We start from the raw sequence: 18,430 nt of genomic DNA on the forward strand, positions 1-18,430 counted from the left end.
ATGACAAATGATAATTCACAATTCATCACTCACAATTCACAACTTTTACTTAGGTCTAATCACCAATCACTAATTACCAATTACTAACAAAATGATTACTTTCTCAGCATTGCTTCAAAAATTTGACAAAAAAGGAGAGAAAACAGGCTGGACGTACTTTGAAATCCCTGCGGATATTGCTCAACAAATCAAGGCTGATACACGTGTGAGTTTTAGAGTAAAAGGGAAAATCGATAATTTTTCAATAAAATTGACAGCTCTTATTCCAATGGGAGAGGGTGACTTTATTTTACCAATTAATGCAACCATTAGAAAAGGCATCCGAAAAGTTGAGGGAGCGACAGTTCAAGTAAGTTTAGAAGAAGATAAAAGTGAACTGACAATTAATGCGGAGCTATTACTTTGCCTAGAAGATGATGAAAAAGCCTCAAAAGCTTTTCATGCCATGCCCAAGAGTCATCAGTTTTATTATAGTAAATGGATAGAATCGGCTAAAACGATAGAAACTAAAACAAAACGGATTGCAATGACAGTCCAGAGCTTAGCAATGGGTATGGATTATGGACAAATGTTGAGACATTTCCGTGACTTGGGAAAGTAAAATCAAGACCTAATAGGGCGATTATAGCTAAAACTCCATTCAAATCTTGACTTATACACTTTCTCAATACCATTCTTGGTCTATTCTACCAAGATACTGTACCACTTTATTCCCTTCTAAAATAGTCTGTAAATCCTCCGCTATGTTGGGATACATCGCTAAGCTTTTTAAGGTAGCAATCGGTTGCCAAACAACTTCTAAGGCAGAGGTTTCCTTAGGATTTAAAATAGGCGTACCATCAATAATAGTAGCCTTGAAGACACAATGAAGCACATCCGTTTTTTGCTGAGGTAATATTACTTCGCCCGCTACCAACATCTCTGCTACCGCTATTTGTATGCCTAATTCTTCTTGTAATTCCCTAATAAGTGTATCTGTGAGGGTTTCTCCAGGGTCTACATTCCCACCTGGTAAATTAAACACATCTGTATCACCATAACGATAACGCATTAATAATACTCTTTCATTTTTAACAATCGCAACACTTGGGCGTACTTTCATAGGGTATATAGTCTAGCTGAATATAATAAATAGTAAGGATAAAAAACAAAAAAGAAAATTAATTCACACAATCACTAAATCGCAAATAGATAGGGGTGAAAGAATATCTTATTGTCTATACTTCAACAAACATAAAACTTAAACGCTTTATTTATATGAAAACCTCGCAAAAAACTTTAATAATGGCTTTATCGCTATTTATCCTTACTTCGCTTTCGTCCTGTTTTATTCATATAGAAGACCCACTGCCTGCCTACAGAGAACAACAAGAGTTTTTTTATTTAAAAAACTTTGATCAATTAAAGATGGGAAGTGCCTTTCACGTAAATGTTTCCCAAGGGAATAACTATGGGATACAAGCCATTGGTGATGAAGAAGACCTTAATGATTTAGATGTATATGTACGAAACGGCGTTTTGTATGTTGAGTACATAAATTATAGAAGTCGCCGATACAATATGGATATCAATATTACGATGCCAACGTTGAGAAGTGTAGATTTTTATGGTGCTTCCAATTCTTATGTTGAAGGATTTTCTGTCAAAAACCTAACTGTTTATCTTTCTGGCGCTTCCAAATTGGAAACAGACTTGGATGCTCAGAACTTAAATTTTGACATTTCGGGAGCATCACAATTGGTAATGAAGGGAAATGGAGAAAAAGTAATAGGTTCTGTCTCAGGAGCTTCTCAGGTAAGTAACTTCAATTTTATTACAGATGAACAAATCCTTGATGTTTCGGGCGCAAGTAGAGTAAAATTAAATGCAATACGATTTTTGAGGGTAACAGCCTCAGGGGCAAGTAATGTAAGATACCGAGGAACACCCACCCTTGAAAGAAGTATTTCTGGGGGTAGTTCAATTGAAAGAGATTAATTTCTAAACCTAAATTGTAAAAAGGGGCAATATATTGTTGCTCCTTTTCTATTTTTGAGGCTGTATCCAATTTCAATAACACAGACTCATGCCAAGCATCAAAGATATTACTAATTATTTAGAGCAACTCGCACCGCTAGCCTACCAAGAAAGCTATGATAATGCAGGTTTAATTGTTGGGTCGCCCGAAACCACTGTGACAGGAATACTCGCTACGCTCGATTGTACCGAAGATATCATCCATGAAGCGATTAAGCGTGACTGTAACCTTATCGTAGCACATCATCCTATTGTTTTTAAAGGATTGAAACGTTTTAATGGGAAGAATTATGTGGAACGTGCTGTAATGTTGGCTATTAAAAATGATATTGCTATTTATGCGACCCATACTAATTTAGATAGTGTAAAAGGTGGCGTAAATTATATGATTGCTGAAAAGTTGGGCTTAGAAAATGTAAGAATCCTTTCGCCTAAAAAGCAAATCTTAAAAAAGTTAGTCACCTTCGTTCCCATCGAAAATACCAAAGCAGTACTAGAGGCAATTCATGCCGCAGGTGCAGGGCAAATAGGGGAATATAAAAACTGTAGCTTTTCGACTGAAGGAACTGGAAGATTTACCCCTTCGGGCAGTGCCGACCCATTTATTGGAACCTTGAACGAAGCGGAGGAAGTATCAGAAAATAGGATAGAAGTAATTTTTGATGCACATCAGGAGTTTCAAATATTGAGAGCGTTAAAAAAAGCACATCCGTATGAAGAAGTAGCTTATTATGTAAGCATTTTAGAAAATGAAAATCAAGAGGTAGGCTCAGGCGTTATCGCAACGTTGTCAGAAAGTTTATCAGAAATTGATTTTCTGAAGGTGTTAAAAACTAAAATGGATTTGAAAGTGGTTCGCCATACGCCGTTATTAGGCAAAGAAATTAAGAAAATTGCGCTTTGCGGAGGAGCGGGCGGATTCTTGCTAAAAGATGCTATCCGACAAGGTGCAGACGTGTTTATTACAGCAGATTACAAATATCATGAGTTTTTTGATGCCGAAAATCAAATTATTATCTGCGATATAGGACATTATGAATCAGAAGTTTATACAAAGGAGTTAATTGTTAGGTATTTGTCTGAAAAATTTAGTAATTTTGCGGTTCTCAAAAGTCAGGTCAATACAAACCCTGTACAGTATTTTTGAATTTAGTTATCAGTGATTTGTTATTTGGCCGAATAGATTAATTATCTTTCCGTAAAATCGACGATATTTAGTCTCTTTGCAACAATAACTTAATACCGATAGCGGTTACACAGATAAAACCGAATATAACCAATGGCAGCAGTAGCAACCGAAACAACCATTGCTCAGAAATTAGAAGCTCTTTTGAAGCTTCAAAACATAGATTCAGCCTTGGATGGCATCAAAAAGATGCGTGGCGATTTACCCGAAGAAGTACGTGATTTGGAAGATGAAGTTGCTGGTATTGAAACCCGTATTAGCAAATTCAACAAAGAAATCGCTATTTTGGAAGAAGACATTACAAAAAACCGTAATGCAAAGAAAGAAGCTGAAAAGTTGGTAAATAAATACAAAGACCAACAAATGAATGTGCGTAATAACCGTGAGTATGATGCAATCTCTAAAGAAATTGAATTGCAACAACTTGAAATGGAATTAGCAGATAAGCGTACGCGTGAATTTGAATTCAAGATTTTGAATAAAAAAGATGACGTTTCTGAAACAGAAACTCGTTTGAATACTCGTAAAAAAGACCTTGATGCAAAAAGAAAAGAACTAAGTGTTTTGATTGCAGAAAGCGAAGAAGACGAGCAAAAATTGATGAGCAATCGTGAAAAGGCTGTAAAATTCGTTGAAGAACGTTTATTACGCCCTTATGATAAACTACGTGGAAATTATCCAAATGGTTTAGCCGTTGTTTTAGTAAAACGTGGTGCTTGTGGAGGTTGTTTTAGTGCAGTACCACCACAACGTCAGGCTGATATTAAAGACAAGAAAAGAATTATTGTTTGTGAACACTGCGGACGTATTTTAGCGGATGTTGAAGACATCGTTTTCATTTCTAAAAAATAAGCCCTTAGGTTTGCTATCAAAAAAGCCCGTAACATAGTAGTTATGGGCTTTTTTCATATTCATCAACCAATGATTATTGAGTATAATAGCAGACAAAGCCATTAAATATTATTGCATAAATTTCGTTTGTACGATAATAAACTTATTTATTACAATGATACAAGCCTCTTTGAACCTCCCTAATATTATTGCCAATAGGTTTGCTAAACTTATTTCCAAAATCATTTACCTATGTTTTGGAATATATACTTTGTTGTTTTCTTTTCAAGTTAAATCCTCTGATTTCAATATGAATGCATCTATGCAAAAGGCGTATTCAGAAATTTTGAAATTGAAGCTTGCCAGTGGTAGAAGTATTTTGGCCAATGATAAGACTGTCAATGGCGTGAATCCTTATTTGAAGAGTTATGCAGATTTGATAGAGTTAATGATTACGGAAGACAAATCGCTCTATGAAAAATTCATTGATAACCAAGACCAACGATTAGACTTTATCGAAAATCTAGATAAAAAATCTCCCTATCAACGATTTCTAAAAGCAGAGATACATCTACATAGCGCTTTTGTGAAATTAAAATTCGGGCATGAAACCAAAGGCAGTTGGGAAATAATCAAAGCTTACAAGCTTTTGGAAGCCAATGCTAAAGAATTTCCAGATTTCTTGCCCAATCAAAAATCATTAGGGCTACTTCATATTTTAATTGGCTCGACCCCTGAAAATTACCAGTGGGTTATTAAACTAATTGGACTAAAAGGGAATGTAAAATTAGGGTTAAGTGAAATCCAGCATGTTGTTCAGAAAGATAGTATTTTTAGTGCAGAAGCACAGTTGGTTGATTATATTGTACATGCCTATATTTTAAAATTCAATTCCAAAAAACTCAATGAGTTTCAGCAGTTTATCCATCACCATCAAGATAATTTATTATTTCAGTTTTTAGGAGCTACTACTTTAATGAAAGAAGGTAAAAGCGAGGTAGCTTATAATGTCATCGAAAACTGCCCTGAAGGAAACGAATATGTAGCATTTCCATTTCTGGAATACCTCAAAGCAGATATTTTACTGCAAAAGGGGCAATACCAATTAGCATCAAAAGGCTTTCAAAATTTTTTGCCTCGATACAAAGGCTTTAACTTTGTAAAAGATACTTATTATAAAATATTTCTTTGTTATTGGCTGAATAACGAAGATGCGAAAGGACGAGCTTTTTTAGAGCGTGTAAAGGGTTCTGGAGAAAATATTGTGGAAGCAGACAAAGCCGCTACTAAATTTGCTGAGAATTTTTTAACAGATAATCCTAAAAAACCTATTAGTCAGAAAATCCTGATGAAAGCTCGTTTGGCTTGTGATGGTGGTTTTTACGACAAAGCTTTGGTAATTTTAGAAAAATATTCTGAGGGCAATTTTGAACTAATTCAAGACCGAATGGAATTTAACTACCGAAAAGGAAGAATTTTGCAGTTATCAAACAATATTCAGCAAGCAATTCCTTTGTATGAACGTACTATTGTGTTATCTGAACAACAGAACGTATCTTTTGGCGCTAGTTCAGCCTTGCAATTGGGCTATATTTATCAGGCAAAAGGAGAGAAGATAAAGGCAAAAAGCTATTTTGAAAAAGCTATTTCTTATAAAAAACACGAGTATAAAAATTCTATAGATAACAAAGCAAAAGCTGCTTTGAATGAATTAGGGTATTGAGGAGGGGAGAGTTGGGAATGCGAAAAATTATACCCGCTGATTTACAGAGATTTCTACGCTGATTTTCGCTGATAAGGCGTATCAGCGAAAATTAGCGGAAAAATCTGCAATATCTGCGGGAAAATAAATAGGAAAATAAAATATACTAACAGAATAAATAATCAAAACCTAACAATCAAATTCATGAAACTATTAAAGCTATTTTTAATAATCTTTATTTTACAATTTTTTACTCAAAAAGTTAGTGCACAAGCTATCAGCTATTATCCATTCAGTAATCAACTTTCTGTGGCTACCAATCCTACAAAAGTCATTTGGATGGATTTCCGTTTTCAGATGAATTCTTTTATTTCATCTTTGAATACAGAACCTGCTTTGATGGTTAATCTTGGCTATACTAAAAACACCAATATTTATGCTGGTGGCGGAGTGAATTTAGGAATTGTAGCAGCCATTGTCGACAAACAGGATGTCGTAAAAGGCTATTTTGGAAGTGTCGGTATGCGTTCGTATCCTTTTGAAAAAGTGCCTAAAGTAAGCATTAACTTTGAATTAAGCCCTTATGTGAATTATGACGGAACGGCGGGTACTTTTAGGGCATGGTTAGGAGTAGGATATCATTTCGGAGGAGGCAATAAATAATTTTAAGGTCAACAGAATTGTATAAACAAAGTCCCTAGCATTATCAAATATGCTAAGGACTTTATTTATAAATAGCGATAACAATTAATTGATTTTAAATTGTACCCTTCTATTTTTTGCTTTGTTTTCATCAGTATCATTTGGCACGAGTGGTTGGGTTTCGCCATAGCCTTTGGCAGTCATGCGGTCAGCCTTGATACCTTTTGCTGTTAGATAATCCACGACAGCCTTTGCTCTTTTTTCTGAAAGCTTTAAATTAGTATCATCATTTCCAACATCATCGGTATGAGCCGAAATTTCTACTTTGATAGTTTTGTTGCCATCCAATAACGTTACCAAGCGATCTAATTCTTCACCAGATTCAGGCTTTAAGTCAGCCTTGCCAGTCTCGAAAGTAATATCTTGCAATTGAACTACTACATCTTTCTTCAATACTGCTAAAGGCACCTTCTTTAAACGATCACGGAAAGCATCTACTGTATCAGGCTTGAACGCACGAGAGAAGAAGGCATATCCTAAGGCATTTGCAGCAAATTTATAAGGCTTTCCAATTTCAAGCGTCACACTAGCAATATCCTTATCTACTTTTACCTCTAATAGTTGCTTCGTTTCGGCATCCATTACTTTTACTTTCGGCTCTTTCAGAATAGCCTTCGTGTCTTTGTCTAATAATTGGAATTGGAAAACCAGTTTCTTCGGAATTAGCTCAATATTCTTCTCGATGTTATCGGTTTCTTTAGCAGTAGTCATATCCATTTTACCACGATAAGGCAAATAATCAGCCAATGGCGATGTAGTAATATCATATTTGCTTCCTACACGATAAATAATAGAGAATAGACCGTTGGCATCCACCACTGTATTAATAGCTCTTTCTTTTACATTAGAACTCTTTGAAGTCAACTTTGTAGCGATTGGCTGTTTTGTAATTGCATCTATTACTTTCCCATCAACTGTTACTAATTTATATTTTCTGTATTTATCAGGAATCGTTACGGTATAAATATCACCAGCAGTATGATAATACATTAAATCTCCAGCCGCAGAAACTGAGGCAAATTGGTCATCCTCCTCGGTATTGATGTATTCCAAGTTGATAGGCGTACTCCAAGAACCATCATCTTCTTGAAAAGATTGGTACAAATCAAAGCCGCCTACACCCTCTTTACGAACAGAACTAAAAATCAACGTACGATTATCAGCCATTATTCTAGGGGCTTTCTCACAATCAATATTGATAGGTGCAGGGAGTTTCTCGGCTACGCCCCATGTATCATCATCTTGTTTTTTAGATACCCAGATGGTATAACACAATGCTTTATCTTTTCTTTTAGAGAAATTATCACGGATAAAATACATTGATTTCCCATCAGACGAAACAGAAGGAAAACCTTCATAAGCTTTAGTATTGATATTCGTACTGGCAGGTTTTGGTTCAGACCAATCTGTGCCATTCCAAGAAGAAGAATAGATGTCCATATCGCCTTGACCACCTTCAAAAGAGGCAAAGAAATATAAAGTCTTACCATCATAAGTAATAGAAGGTCCACCAATCAAATCATTGTCTTTCCCTATTTTATTAATATTGACAATAGGCTTTGGGGGAGTCCATCTATTTTTTTCATTTTTTGTGGTATAATACAATTCCCATTTTCCCTCACCAGCACGGTCGGTTTCAAAAATCATCGTTTTGTTGTTGGCGCTGATAGAAGGGGCATATTCATTAAAGGTTGGATGGTTTACAGGAGGGCCTAATGAGCGACGTACTTGGGCAAAATTCATAGAGATATTGCACAGTAACAACATCATAGAAAATAGTAATGAGTTAAGACGATTCATTGAAATTTTTGGTTTGGTTGTATGAAACTTTCTAGGCTTAAGGGCAAAATCCAAAGATTTAAAAATACCAAATGTGCGGCATATCGGGGCTGGATTTCTAAACAAAAAACATGGATTAAAATATATAAAAAAGCACTGAATAAAGCACAAAATGCAAATACTTCTACTGTATTTAAATGCTTTTTTCTCAATAGTTTAACAAGATAAATACCATTACTGAGATAACTGACCAACACCGTAAGCGTTGATAGCATAAAAATGGCTTTGAGTAATAAATTCCAAATGGAATTCGTATTAGGTGGAATACTTTTAGCAAAAAACCAGTAAGATGTAAAATAAGGCACTAATAAACGCATTGCTCGCTGTGGAGATTGACGAATGTTTTCTAGCCAGTTAGCCTTTACTCTTTCAATAGCTTTTGGTTTTAATATTGTTCGTAAAGTTTCACCATTCCAGTCAAATGGTTCCGCAATTTTCTTAAATTGAGTAATGTCTTCAGCATTATAGCTTCCTTTGGCTTTGGCATTAAACCCAACATAAATGCTCCAAAGACCATTTTGTGGGGGTTGATAAGCCCATTTTTTCGATATATTGTGATATAAGCCTATCGAAACAATCAAGAATACTATAAAGACAAGTACATATTGCCAAAGTGTTGCTTGTAAGACAGAAAGTTTCATTTTTGGACTAAACCACTTTAAGTAAGCTAACCCTATTCCAAAAAAGAGTAAATAATAGAAACTCAGTGGACGAACAAACTGTGCTATTCCAAAAACACAAGCAATTGATAAAAGTAAAAAAGTTATTGGTAAAATACCAAAAGAATTTCCTTTTTGCAAATACTTAATTAATAGAAAATTACCCAGTACAAAAAAGAATAAAAAATTAAACTCTGCTGCTAAAAAGCCCATTAAGCTTAGGTAGGATACACAGATGGAGAGACTGATGGTTCCGAGGTATTTTATCCATGACACCTGCGTTTTAAAGCTTAGGTGTGTAAGAACAATGGCAATAAGGTATTGGCAAAGATTAAGGAACTGTATCAGAGAAGGATTGGATGAATGAAATACACTAAAAACTTTACTTACTAGAAATGGGTGCCCCGGAGCTTGAAAGAAAAGATATTGTTTAGACATCTTGCCCATTGTTAAATACAAAAGCGCTTCGTCATAATAGTTTTTAAAATCTGAGATTTGTGTGTAATTCCAGCAGGTAATCAAACAGTAATAAGCGATAAAAACGAATGAACAAAAGAATAAAAAAGTTATAAATGAGGTTGATGAAGATGAAATATTCTTTCCTAAGAAAGGGAGTTTAATATTAGAATTTTTCATTCGTTAAATTTGCGAATTAATACAATATTTAGGGTCAAGTAAAATCAAATTTTTGGGGCTATCTTAAAAATTGTAACTTTGCCTTAGATACAATAACCAAACGTAAAAGATGACACAAATTAACAAAAATAGTGTACTGAAAACAATTTATCAGCATATCCCTTTTAAAAGACAACTATTTGAGCTTATCAGAACAGTCTATATTCCTTCAAAATCTGTATATCGTCATCTTTTTTTTGATGGAAAATTTAAAGTGAAAGTAGAAAATGATAAATTTTTCTACATCAATCATTACAATACGCATGGCTTTATTATTGAAGATGGCTTGTTTTGGGTAGGCTTGGGCGTTGGACGGGAAGGATATTCTTTAAGACTATGGACACAGCTATCAAAAACCTCTAAAGTTGTTTTTGATGTGGGTGCTAATACGGGAATGTACTCTTTATTAACAAAAAGTGTAAATCCAAAGGCAGAAGTATTCGGTTTTGAACCTGTGAAAAGAACACATGAAAAGTATGCGGCCAATTGCAAGCTGAATAACTATGATGTAAAGGCTGAATGGATGGCAGTTTCTGATTTTACTGGCGAGCTTACATTATATGATATTCCAGAAGCAAATAACTATAGTGCAACACTGAACAAAGATTTTTCAGATGTACGTCACTCTGCTCATAAAGATACCCGTTTTGAGGCAAAAGTAAAGGCAACTACCTTAAAGGATTATATCGAAGCAAACAATATCAGTAATATTGATTTAATGAAAGTGGATGTTGAAATGCACGAACCAGAAGCCTTGAGAGGGATGGGCGAGTATTTACAAAAGTTTCAGCCTACATTGTTAATCGAAATCTTTACGGATGCGTTGGGCAAACAGGTTCAAGAAATATTAAAGGGTTGTGACTATTTGTTCTATAGCATCGATGAAGATGGTACAACTACTTTACAAAAAGATATTATTGCTACAGACGAATCGAACTATTTGATTTGTCGCCCAGAGATTGCTAAGAACTTAGGCTTGTTAAAGGCGTAGTTTAGGAAGATGGGAGCTATCATTCATAAAAATACGTGGGTCATTATCGTTCATTACAATGGAATAGAATGGATTGAACGCTGTTTAAGTAGTTTTGATGACAGTGCCTTCAAACAACAAATTATAGTTGTTGATAACAATTCACCTGAGCAAGAAGGAAAAGAGTTAATCAAAAAACAATTTCCTGATGTAAAACTGATAGAATTAACTGAAAATATTGGTTTTGGTAGAGCAAATAATCTGGGCATTGAGTATGCCATCACACAAAATACTGAATTTGTTTTTTTGCTTAATCAAGATGCTTGGCTAATTGAAAATGACTGTATTGAACGTTTGTTACAAGTAGCAGAACAACATCCTGACTATGGAATTATTAGCCCTGTACATTATAATTCTTCTAAAACTGCTTTGGATGAAGGTTTTGGAATGTACTTGGCAACCTCTAAAAACTGGCGATGGGCTTCTGATACTTTTTTTGAGAAACAACAGGAAATCTATGAGATTCCCTTTGTCAATGCAGCAGCTTGGTTGTTGAATGTAGATGCCTTTAAGAAAATAGGATTATTCGACCCTGATTTTTTTATGTATGGTGAAGATGTTGACCTAGTCAATCGCACGCTTTTTCATCAATATAAAATCGGATTTGTTCCCAAGGCTGGTATTGTTCATGCTCGTGAAAATCGTCCAAAAAGCATTAATAAAGCAGGGCTTAGTTATTCCGAAAAAATGCAGTTTTATGGGCAGTATTTGGCTTTAATCAAGAATGTGCGTTGGGGATTCTTTAGAGCCATGTTGAAATTTCAAGTACTATGGTTAACTAACATTATTGAACAAATTGCTCAGCATTCTTGGAAAAGAGGTTGGCAAATACTAATTATCGGATTGGGTTTGAAGATTAAGTTTATTCAACTCTATTCATCAAGACAAAAGTATAAACGAGGGTTCTCGAAGTAGTTTTGTTGTTTAATTTTTTTATATGGGCATCGTCATACGTCAAAGCATCAAAAGTTCAATCGTTACTTACGTAGGAGTAATAATTGGAACGGTCAATGTTTTGTTTCTTTATAATAAGTTTTTATCACCTCAGCAATTAGGGCTATATACTGCTTTAATTGGTTTTCCACAGGTATTTGCTGCTTTTTCAAATTTAGGAACGCCCCATGTAGGAGTAAGGTTTTTTAGTAGATTCTCTGACCCAGACAAACAGCATAATGGCTTTTTGGGCTATCTGTTGCTCGCTCCATTAGTAGGCTTTGTTTTATTTTTAATGGCTTATATAGGCGTAAAGAGTGTCTTTCAGTCTGTTTATATGGATAACTCGCCTCTGCTGATTCAATATTATTGGTATTTGCCCTTTATTACTTTTTTCCTTTTATATACTTCTACCTTAGAGACGTACAGCAAAGTACATTTGCGGATTGTAGTACCGACAATACTCAGAGAAATTTTTCTAAAGTCTTCCAACTCAATATTAGCATTACTATTTGGCTTTAAATTTATTACTTTCGACCAATTGATTAATGGAATCATTTTAGTCTATTTCTTGAATATCTGTTTCTTATTAATTTATATCAAAATATTAGGTAAGCTCTATCTTCGTTTCGACTTTAGTTTCTTGAAGAAACCAATTTTCAAAGAAATGTATATGTATGGCTTATGGACAATTTTGGGTGGAGCAACAGCAACTATTTTACCCAACATTGAAAAGTTAATGCTTCCTGCCTACAAAGGGGGGTTAGATAGCACAGCCATTTTCTTTATAGCCTCAAGTATCGGGATGGTAATAGCCATTCCCCGCAATGCCATTGCTTCTATAAGCGAGCCTCTGTTAGCGGAATCTTGGAAGAATAATAATCTAGCACATATTGAAGAAATTTACCAAAAATCTGCCTTGAATTTATTGATAGTTGGAAGCTTTTTGTTTCTTGGTATTTGGACGAACATCGATGCAGTTTTTCAAATTATTCCTAATGCTGCAACGTATAGTCAGGGGAAATTTGTCGTGTTAATGGTGGGTTTATACAGCGTTTTCGATATGGCAACGGGACTCAATTCTGAAATTTTAAAGAACTCCCCTTATTATAAATACGACTTTGGGTTTTATATCATTCGCTTTGTAGTACTCTTGTTAGTCAACCTTATTTTTATCCCCATTTACAGTTACAATGGTGCTGCATTGGCAATGTTAGTTTCCGTAGTAGTATATAATTTGGTAAAGTTTTTCTTTATCAAGCACAAGCTTCAACTACAACCTTTTAGCTTGAATACCGTAAAAACTATGTTGTTAGGATTACTTACGTATGGCATTACTTTATTAATTCCGAGTTTTGAAGGGGACATTTGGATGAGCTTTGTAAACATTGCTATCAAATCAATTTGTATCACGATTGTTTTTGGCGGAGGAGTTTTATTTTTTAGAATTTCAGAAGATTTAAGTAGAACAGTAGAATCTTTGTTTCGTAAAGTGATTGGTAATTAGTGATTAGATGTGCTTTGTGCTTGCCTAAAATAGGTAAACTAAATATTGACTTATTGCTAGTATGTCTAATCACTATTTACCAATCACTAATCACGTCTTAAAAAATGAAAATATTATTTACTTTCGGTGGCTTGCCACATTATTATAACTTGGTGCTCAATCGTTTGAATCGTATTGAAGGACAAGAAATCGTTGTGATTGCTCCAAAAAGTGGTGGAAAAACCGTTGGCTCTGGCGTACATCAAACCTTAGATGGCATAGAATTCAAAGTACATTTCTTAGAAGAATACAAAACACTTTGGGGAAAACCATTCTTTAAAAACTTTATCGAAACGATAGAGGCTGAACGTCCCGACGTAATCGTTACGATTTGGCCATATATCTTGGCTTTTGTGTATAATCCATTCTTGCTTTGGAAGATAAGAAGCATGGGAATCAAATTGATTTTGAAAGAGATTCCATTTAATATCCCCAAGTTTAAAGAAGCATTAGACTATTATGCCAATGGTGGAGTAGCCTCTGAAACGATGCAGACTAATTTAAAGCCAGATAGTTTGGCTTTTAAATTAAAATATACCTTGCTAAAATATTCTTACAAAAGAGCCTTTAATCTAGTAGATGCTCATGTAGATTATACCGAGGAGGCTTATGAAATATTTGGTAGCTATGGCGTGCCTAAAGAGAAAATTTTTGTTATTTATAATTCCCCAGATACCGATTTGATTTTAGCAGACAAGGCTAAAATTGAAGGAGTTAATACTGTTTTGCCAGAAAATCCTTTACGATTGCTACATGTGGGTAGATTGGTCAAGTGGAAAAGAGTAGATATGCTCATTGATGTTTTTAAAAGGTTGCTAGTACAGTTTCCTACTGCTGAGTTAGTTATTGTGGGAACTGGTCCTGAAGAAGAAAATCTCAAACAACAAGCCATCGCTTTAGGCATTGAACAACAAGTAGTTTTTACGGGAGGGGTGTATAAAATGACTGAGCTCGGACAATACTTTAATGCATCTTTAGTGTATGTGTTGGCTGGGATGGGCGGTTTGTCAATCAACGATGCCATGTGTTTTGATAAACCAATCGTCTGTGCCGTAGCAGATGGAACAGAAAAGAAATTAGTACGAGATGGCTACAATGGTTATATTTTTGACGATGGGAATGCAGATGATTTATTTGAAAAATTAGCCGTACTTTTGTCAGACCCTGTAAAAACTCGTCAAATGGGGCTGAATTCTGGACAAATTATTAGGGATGAAGTCAACATTCATGTAGTAATTAAAAATTACCAAAGAGCGTTTGAGAGCTGTCGGCCATCGGCTGTCAGCAATCGGATTTAAGTCGTTTTTAATTTTATGCTACTGAATTAATTGAATTGACAAATCTGCGTAAATCAGCGGTTTTTAAATCTCTGAAAATCAGCGGGTAAATAGTTAGTCCTATATTAAAGACATAGAGTTGATAAGCTGTTTTAACGAATCACCGTAAATCAGCGAATTAAATCTCTAAAAATCAGCGCGTAAAAAACTATACATAAAAAAAAGCTGAAAGCCCAAAGCCGACTGCTGATGACCATATTAAAATGTTTGTTTTAAAATACATATTAAAAGGACCATATCATGCTTTCAGAACACCTGAAAGTCGTGAATTACTTAAACTTTTTAGGAAATATGGTGATGTAAAGCGTTACGAAGCACGTGAAATAACCTTTCAAGGAATGACATTCCAAGTGCCAGACTGTATGTCTTTCCTTTTCCAATTCCAAGAAATTTTTGTTGAACAGTTTTATAAATTTAATACTACTTCTGCACAGCCAGTGATATTAGATTGCGGAGCGAATATTGGTTCTAGCTGTGCATTTTTCAAAAGAGAATACCCCAATGCTAAGATTACAGCCTTTGAAGCAGATGCGAAAATTGCACAAATCTTACAAACTAACCTTAGCAAAAATGGTTTCTCAGATATAGATGTAGTTAACAAAGCAGTTTGGATTGACGATAAAGGCATTGAATTTGCTTCTGAAGGTTCGGATGGTGCGTCTATTTATGGCGAAGGTACTAAAGTAAAAGTAGCATCTTTTCGTCTGAAAGATGTGCTTAATGCCACACCAAGTATCGATATGCTAAAAATGGATATTGAAGGGGCAGAAACAGCCGTTATGAAAGATTGTGCCGACTCGCTAAAGCATGTGAAAAACATCTTTATTGAATATCACGCGTTTCCAGAACAAGCTCAGGAATTAGGAGAAATATTGAATATCATGGCTAACAATGGTTTCAGATATTTTATTAACTCTGCCCAAGACCGTACAAAACCCCTCATCAACCATCGTTATAAAGGCAATGATTTAATGGATTTGCAATTAAACATTTTTGGGTATCGTCCATAATATGAAAATCACGATTTTAAGCACATTTGATACTTTTGGCGGAGCATCTATCGCTGCCTCTCGCCTGAACAAAGCCTTAAATGGCAATGGCTTATTATCAAAAATGCTTGTACAGGACAAAAAAGGAAATGCATCTAATGTTGAAACAATAGCTCCCAATTGGTTTTTAAAGAAAGTTGCCTTAGCCAGATTTGCTTTAGACCGCTACCAGTTTGCTTGGTACGAAAAATCAAAAGCAGTAAGGTTTATCTTTTCTCAGGCAAAGATTGGCGTTGATATTAGTCAACACACATTGATTAAAGAAACAGATATTATCCATTTGCATTGGATAAATTTTGGTTTTCTTTCGCTGAGCTCTATCCAAAAACTTATTGAATCACAAAAGCCTATTGTCTGGACTTTGCATGATATGTGGGTTTTTACGGGAGGCTGTCATTATTCAAGAGACTGTCACAATTATGAAAATAGTTGTGGTAATTGTTTTCAATTTCTCAAAAACTCATCTCCAACCGACTTATCACATCAGGTTTGGCTTGCCAAACAAAAGATTTTTCAAGATGCCAATATTACCATCGTTGCTTGTAGTGATTGGCTAGCAGACATAGCACGTACAAGTACTTTATTACAAGGAAAAAAGATTATATCCATTCCCAATCCGATTGATACCGTTTTGTTTAAGCCTACACCTAAAGCTGTAGCACAATCGCATTTTGAATTGGATAGCAATAAGCGATATATCCTTTTTGCTGCTGCAAAAATCAGTGATGTTCGAAAAGGATTTGTATATTTTAAAGAAGCCTTAGAGATTCTACAAGAGAATTATTTAGTTGATAAAAATACCATTGAATTAATTATTTTTGGACAAGCCCAAACATCCGATTTTGATAACCTTCCATTTAAAGTAAATGTGTTGGGAAAACTGTCAGACTTATCTACGATTGCCTTAGCATATTCAGCAGCATCGGTCTTTGTAGTTTCTTCCTTAGAAGATAACTTACCTAATACCATTATGGAATCTATGGCTTGTGCTACGCCCGTAGTTGGTTTTGCCACAGGAGGTATTCCAGAAATGATTAATCATCAAGAAAATGGCTATTTAGCAACATTCAAATCTGCGGAAGAACTTGCTCAAGGAATTTATTGGACATTATTTCAAGCTGATTATGCTACTGTTTGTGAAAAGGCAAGGCAAAAAGTAGTAAAGCATTATGCCGAAGAAGTAGTTGCCAAACAATATAGAGCCTTATACGAATCATTACAATGAAACTAAGTATTATTACGATAACTTATAATGCTGAAAAATTTCTGACGAGGACAATTGAAAGCATTTTAGCACAAACCAATCAAGATTTTGAGTATATCATCATAGACGGAAAATCTAAGGATAATACTTTGGCTATTGCAAAATCTTATGGCGTAAGAGTAAATCTTTTGGTGTCTGAGCCTGATAAAGGTTTGTACGATGCCATGAATAAAGGTTTGCGACTAGCTACAGGAGATTTCGTATGGTTTATGAATGCGGGGGATGAAATTAATGATAGCAAAGTAGTTTCAATTTTTATGCAGTCTTTGGAAGATACTAAGGCAGATGTATTTTACGGAGATACTTATTTTGTAGAAGAGGATGGAAATATTCAAGGTCTACGCTCAGAGATAACCCCTCATTGTTTGCCTAAAAACCTCAAATGGCAAGATATGAATTTGGGTATGTTGGTATGTCATCAAGCTTTTATAGCCCGTAGAAGCATAGCCCCATTTTATTTAGAAAATAACCTCAGTGCTGATGTTGACTGGGAAATAGAATGTTTAAAAAGAGCTAGAAAGGTACAATACTTGGATACTGTTGTAGCCAAATACTTGGTAGGAGGGATTTCTAACAAGCAATTAAAACGTTCTTTGTTAGACCGCTACGATGTACTCAAAAAACATTTCGGGCAATTTGGTGCCGTTTGGGCTCATGTATTGATTACTATCCGTGGTGTAAAGCTAATCCTTAAAAAGGGAGGGAAGTATTGGTAGGCATTACCAAAAAAGTTCTGGCTTCTAAGGATAATATTTCTTCTTTTTGATAAAATAACAAAGCTCTATCACGTAAGGCATATTTACTGCTTAAAAAGGCATTGCAGGTTTCTATAAGTGACTTGTCTCTACCAAATCTATCTAAAAATGCCTCTACCGTCTTGAGCCAAAACCATGTAAGGGTTTCGTGATAACCTCTTTCAAAGCCGATAGGCCCTCCCACTGAACTATTGAATAGAATAATCCTTTGACGGACTAATAACATTGCCTGTGTAAGATTATATTGACGCAAATACCACACGCCCATTGCTAGATGGGCTTCATGCGTCCAAGCATCTGCTGGTAAGGTACAGGTGTTGAATTTTTCGATTAGGATTTCTATGTCGGATTCGGATTGGAAAAGTTTCATAGGATTTAAACTTTTTACTGGTGACTGAAGTCGCCAGCTAATAGAAATGAAATATATTTATTCAGCTAGCAAATTAATCATTTCAAGGAGTTCATCGTCTATATTTTTAACCTTATGATGATTTTCTTGATTAAAAATATATCTTTTTACTTTTCCTACATTTTGTGGACTTACCGAAAATACTCCATAGCCATCTTGCCATTGAAAATGATTATTCACAAATCCAGATTCATTTATCCATTTAGAAGATTCTCCTTTTAAAACTTTGATTATTTCAGCTACTGTTTGAGTCGATTTCATCTTGAAAAGACAGTGTAAATGGTCTTCCACTCCATTGATTATTTCAAGTTGGATGTTTTTATTATGAGCATGGTTTCTGATATGCTCAAATAGTTTGTACCGAAAAGATTTGTGTAAACAGGGTTCTCGGTGTTTTGTTGTCCAGACAGTATGGACATAGATGTAGATTAAATTTCCTGTCATAGGATAATGTTTTTGAGGTGTATCTTTTACTGGCAAAATAAATTTCTATTAGC

Annotated in this window: 18 protein-coding genes; 13 read left to right on the forward strand and 5 right to left on the reverse strand. The window is 35.0% G+C overall.

Features of this window, described 5'->3' with window-relative positions; genetic code table 11:
• Positions 1-91 precede the first annotated feature (91 nt).
• Entirely contained in the window at positions 92-601 is a 510-nt protein-coding gene (locus AC07N0_RS07770) for a DUF1905 domain-containing protein (protein ID WP_494588728.1), read from the forward strand.
• Positions 602-664: 63 nt separating this feature from the next.
• Here the strand turns inward: AC07N0_RS07770 and AC07N0_RS07775 are convergent, their stop codons facing one another.
• Positions 665-1,102 carry an NUDIX domain-containing protein gene (locus AC07N0_RS07775; RefSeq protein ID WP_494588729.1) on the reverse strand — a complete coding sequence of 146 codons (438 nt, stop codon included), beginning with the start codon at positions 1,100-1,102 and terminating at the stop codon, positions 665-667.
• 155 nt (positions 1,103-1,257) lie between these two features.
• On the opposite strand from AC07N0_RS07775, the gene AC07N0_RS07780 reads away from it, so the two are divergent.
• The 5 genes from AC07N0_RS07780 to AC07N0_RS07800 all read left to right on the forward strand — a co-directional run bounded on the left by AC07N0_RS07780 (position 1,258) and on the right by AC07N0_RS07800 (position 6,398).
• Positions 1,258-1,977 (forward strand): head GIN domain-containing protein, encoded by a 720-nt coding sequence (locus AC07N0_RS07780; RefSeq protein WP_494588730.1) that lies wholly within the window; start codon positions 1,258-1,260, stop codon positions 1,975-1,977.
• A gap of 88 nt (positions 1,978-2,065) precedes the next feature.
• Positions 2,066-3,163 (forward strand): Nif3-like dinuclear metal center hexameric protein, encoded by a 1,098-nt coding sequence (locus AC07N0_RS07785; protein WP_494588731.1) that lies wholly within the window; start codon positions 2,066-2,068, stop codon positions 3,161-3,163.
• A 132-nt stretch (positions 3,164-3,295) separates the two neighbouring features.
• Positions 3,296-4,054 (forward strand): zinc ribbon domain-containing protein, encoded by a 759-nt coding sequence (locus AC07N0_RS07790; protein ID WP_309912671.1) that lies wholly within the window; start codon positions 3,296-3,298, stop codon positions 4,052-4,054.
• A 154-nt stretch (positions 4,055-4,208) separates the two neighbouring features.
• Positions 4,209-5,756 (forward strand): tetratricopeptide repeat protein, encoded by a 1,548-nt coding sequence (locus AC07N0_RS07795; protein WP_494588732.1) that lies wholly within the window; start codon positions 4,209-4,211, stop codon positions 5,754-5,756.
• 183 nt (positions 5,757-5,939) lie between these two features.
• Entirely contained in the window at positions 5,940-6,398 is a 459-nt protein-coding gene (locus AC07N0_RS07800; protein WP_494588733.1) for a hypothetical protein, read from the forward strand.
• Positions 6,399-6,482: 84 nt separating this feature from the next.
• Here AC07N0_RS07800 and AC07N0_RS07805 read toward each other — a convergent pair whose 3' ends face one another.
• Positions 6,483-8,237, reverse strand: a complete 1,755-nt coding sequence (locus AC07N0_RS07805) for an OmpA family protein (RefSeq protein WP_494588734.1) — start codon at positions 8,235-8,237, stop codon at positions 6,483-6,485.
• Positions 8,234-9,571, reverse strand: coding sequence for a hypothetical protein (locus tag AC07N0_RS07810; protein ID WP_494588735.1), 1,338 nt, complete (start codon positions 9,569-9,571; stop codon positions 8,234-8,236). The genes AC07N0_RS07805 and AC07N0_RS07810 overlap by 4 nt, the downstream gene beginning before the upstream one ends.
• A 109-nt stretch (positions 9,572-9,680) precedes the next feature.
• Here AC07N0_RS07810 and AC07N0_RS07815 point away from each other — a divergent pair, with 109 nt between their 5' ends.
• The 7 genes from AC07N0_RS07815 (at position 9,681) to AC07N0_RS07845 (ending at position 17,485) form a co-directional block, all read left to right on the forward strand.
• Positions 9,681-10,601, forward strand: coding sequence for an FkbM family methyltransferase (locus AC07N0_RS07815; RefSeq protein ID WP_494588736.1), 921 nt, complete (start codon positions 9,681-9,683; stop codon positions 10,599-10,601).
• Positions 10,602-10,610: 9 nt separating this feature from the next.
• The gene (locus tag AC07N0_RS07820; protein ID WP_494588737.1) at positions 10,611-11,555 is read left to right on the forward strand and encodes a glycosyltransferase family 2 protein; all 945 of its coding nucleotides are present in this window, start codon (positions 10,611-10,613) and stop codon (positions 11,553-11,555) included.
• Positions 11,556-11,577: 22 nt separating this feature from the next.
• Positions 11,578-13,080 carry an oligosaccharide flippase family protein gene (locus AC07N0_RS07825; protein ID WP_494588738.1) on the forward strand — a complete coding sequence of 501 codons (1,503 nt, stop codon included), beginning with the start codon at positions 11,578-11,580 and terminating at the stop codon, positions 13,078-13,080.
• Positions 13,081-13,184: 104 nt separating this feature from the next.
• Positions 13,185-14,417 carry a glycosyltransferase gene (locus AC07N0_RS07830; protein WP_494588739.1) on the forward strand — a complete coding sequence of 411 codons (1,233 nt, stop codon included), beginning with the start codon at positions 13,185-13,187 and terminating at the stop codon, positions 14,415-14,417.
• Positions 14,418-14,659: 242 nt separating this feature from the next.
• Complete coding sequence (locus AC07N0_RS07835; RefSeq protein ID WP_494588740.1) at positions 14,660-15,466, forward strand: FkbM family methyltransferase; 807 nt, start codon at positions 14,660-14,662, stop codon at positions 15,464-15,466.
• A 1-nt stretch (position 15,467) separates the two neighbouring features.
• Positions 15,468-16,730, forward strand: a complete 1,263-nt coding sequence (locus AC07N0_RS07840; RefSeq protein ID WP_494588741.1) for a glycosyltransferase family 4 protein — start codon at positions 15,468-15,470, stop codon at positions 16,728-16,730.
• Complete coding sequence (locus AC07N0_RS07845) at positions 16,727-17,485, forward strand: glycosyltransferase family 2 protein (protein WP_494588742.1); 759 nt, start codon at positions 16,727-16,729, stop codon at positions 17,483-17,485. The genes AC07N0_RS07840 and AC07N0_RS07845 overlap by 4 nt, the downstream gene beginning before the upstream one ends.
• Here the strand turns inward: AC07N0_RS07845 and AC07N0_RS07850 are convergent.
• Together AC07N0_RS07850 and tnpA are read right to left on the reverse strand one after the other, a co-directional pair.
• Positions 17,460-17,894 carry a hypothetical protein gene (locus tag AC07N0_RS07850; RefSeq protein ID WP_494588743.1) on the reverse strand — a complete coding sequence of 145 codons (435 nt, stop codon included), beginning with the start codon at positions 17,892-17,894 and terminating at the stop codon, positions 17,460-17,462. The two genes, AC07N0_RS07845 and AC07N0_RS07850, sit on opposite strands and share 26 nt — an antisense overlap.
• 57 nt (positions 17,895-17,951) lie before the next feature.
• Positions 17,952-18,377 (reverse strand): IS200/IS605 family transposase, encoded by a 426-nt coding sequence (tnpA, locus tag AC07N0_RS07855; RefSeq protein WP_494588744.1) that lies wholly within the window; start codon positions 18,375-18,377, stop codon positions 17,952-17,954.
• Positions 18,378-18,430: the final 53 nt, after the last annotated feature.

The sequence above is a fragment of the Arcicella sp. GW821-FHT09D11 genome (assembly GCF_059416265.1).

Bases quoted from the DNA above. Each gene is read 5' to 3' on its own strand.
- AC07N0_RS07780 (WP_494588730.1), top strand. From the start codon at position 1,258: ATGAAAACCTCGCAAAAAACTTTAATAATGGCTTTATCGCTATTTATC.
- AC07N0_RS07850 (WP_494588743.1), bottom strand. From the start codon at position 17,894: ATGAAACTTTTCCAATCCGAATCCGACATAGAAATCCTAATCGAAAAA.
- tnpA (WP_494588744.1), bottom strand. From the start codon at position 18,377: ATGACAGGAAATTTAATCTACATCTATGTCCATACTGTCTGGACAACA.
- AC07N0_RS07820 (WP_494588737.1), top strand. From the start codon at position 10,611: ATGGGAGCTATCATTCATAAAAATACGTGGGTCATTATCGTTCATTAC.
- AC07N0_RS07815 (WP_494588736.1), top strand. From the start codon at position 9,681: ATGACACAAATTAACAAAAATAGTGTACTGAAAACAATTTATCAGCAT.
- AC07N0_RS07845 (WP_494588742.1), top strand. From the start codon at position 16,727: ATGAAACTAAGTATTATTACGATAACTTATAATGCTGAAAAATTTCTG.
- AC07N0_RS07830 (WP_494588739.1), top strand. From the start codon at position 13,185: ATGAAAATATTATTTACTTTCGGTGGCTTGCCACATTATTATAACTTG.
- AC07N0_RS07795 (WP_494588732.1), top strand. From the start codon at position 4,209: ATGATACAAGCCTCTTTGAACCTCCCTAATATTATTGCCAATAGGTTT.
- AC07N0_RS07800 (WP_494588733.1), top strand. From the start codon at position 5,940: ATGAAACTATTAAAGCTATTTTTAATAATCTTTATTTTACAATTTTTT.
- AC07N0_RS07775 (WP_494588729.1), bottom strand. From the start codon at position 1,102: ATGAAAGTACGCCCAAGTGTTGCGATTGTTAAAAATGAAAGAGTATTA.
- AC07N0_RS07770 (WP_494588728.1), top strand. From the start codon at position 92: ATGATTACTTTCTCAGCATTGCTTCAAAAATTTGACAAAAAAGGAGAG.
- AC07N0_RS07840 (WP_494588741.1), top strand. From the start codon at position 15,468: ATGAAAATCACGATTTTAAGCACATTTGATACTTTTGGCGGAGCATCT.
- AC07N0_RS07825 (WP_494588738.1), top strand. From the start codon at position 11,578: ATGGGCATCGTCATACGTCAAAGCATCAAAAGTTCAATCGTTACTTAC.
- AC07N0_RS07785 (WP_494588731.1), top strand. From the start codon at position 2,066: ATGCCAAGCATCAAAGATATTACTAATTATTTAGAGCAACTCGCACCG.
- AC07N0_RS07805 (WP_494588734.1), bottom strand. From the start codon at position 8,237: ATGAATCGTCTTAACTCATTACTATTTTCTATGATGTTGTTACTGTGC.
- AC07N0_RS07810 (WP_494588735.1), bottom strand. From the start codon at position 9,571: ATGAAAAATTCTAATATTAAACTCCCTTTCTTAGGAAAGAATATTTCA.
- AC07N0_RS07835 (WP_494588740.1), top strand. From the start codon at position 14,660: ATGTTTGTTTTAAAATACATATTAAAAGGACCATATCATGCTTTCAGA.
- AC07N0_RS07790 (WP_309912671.1), top strand. From the start codon at position 3,296: ATGGCAGCAGTAGCAACCGAAACAACCATTGCTCAGAAATTAGAAGCT.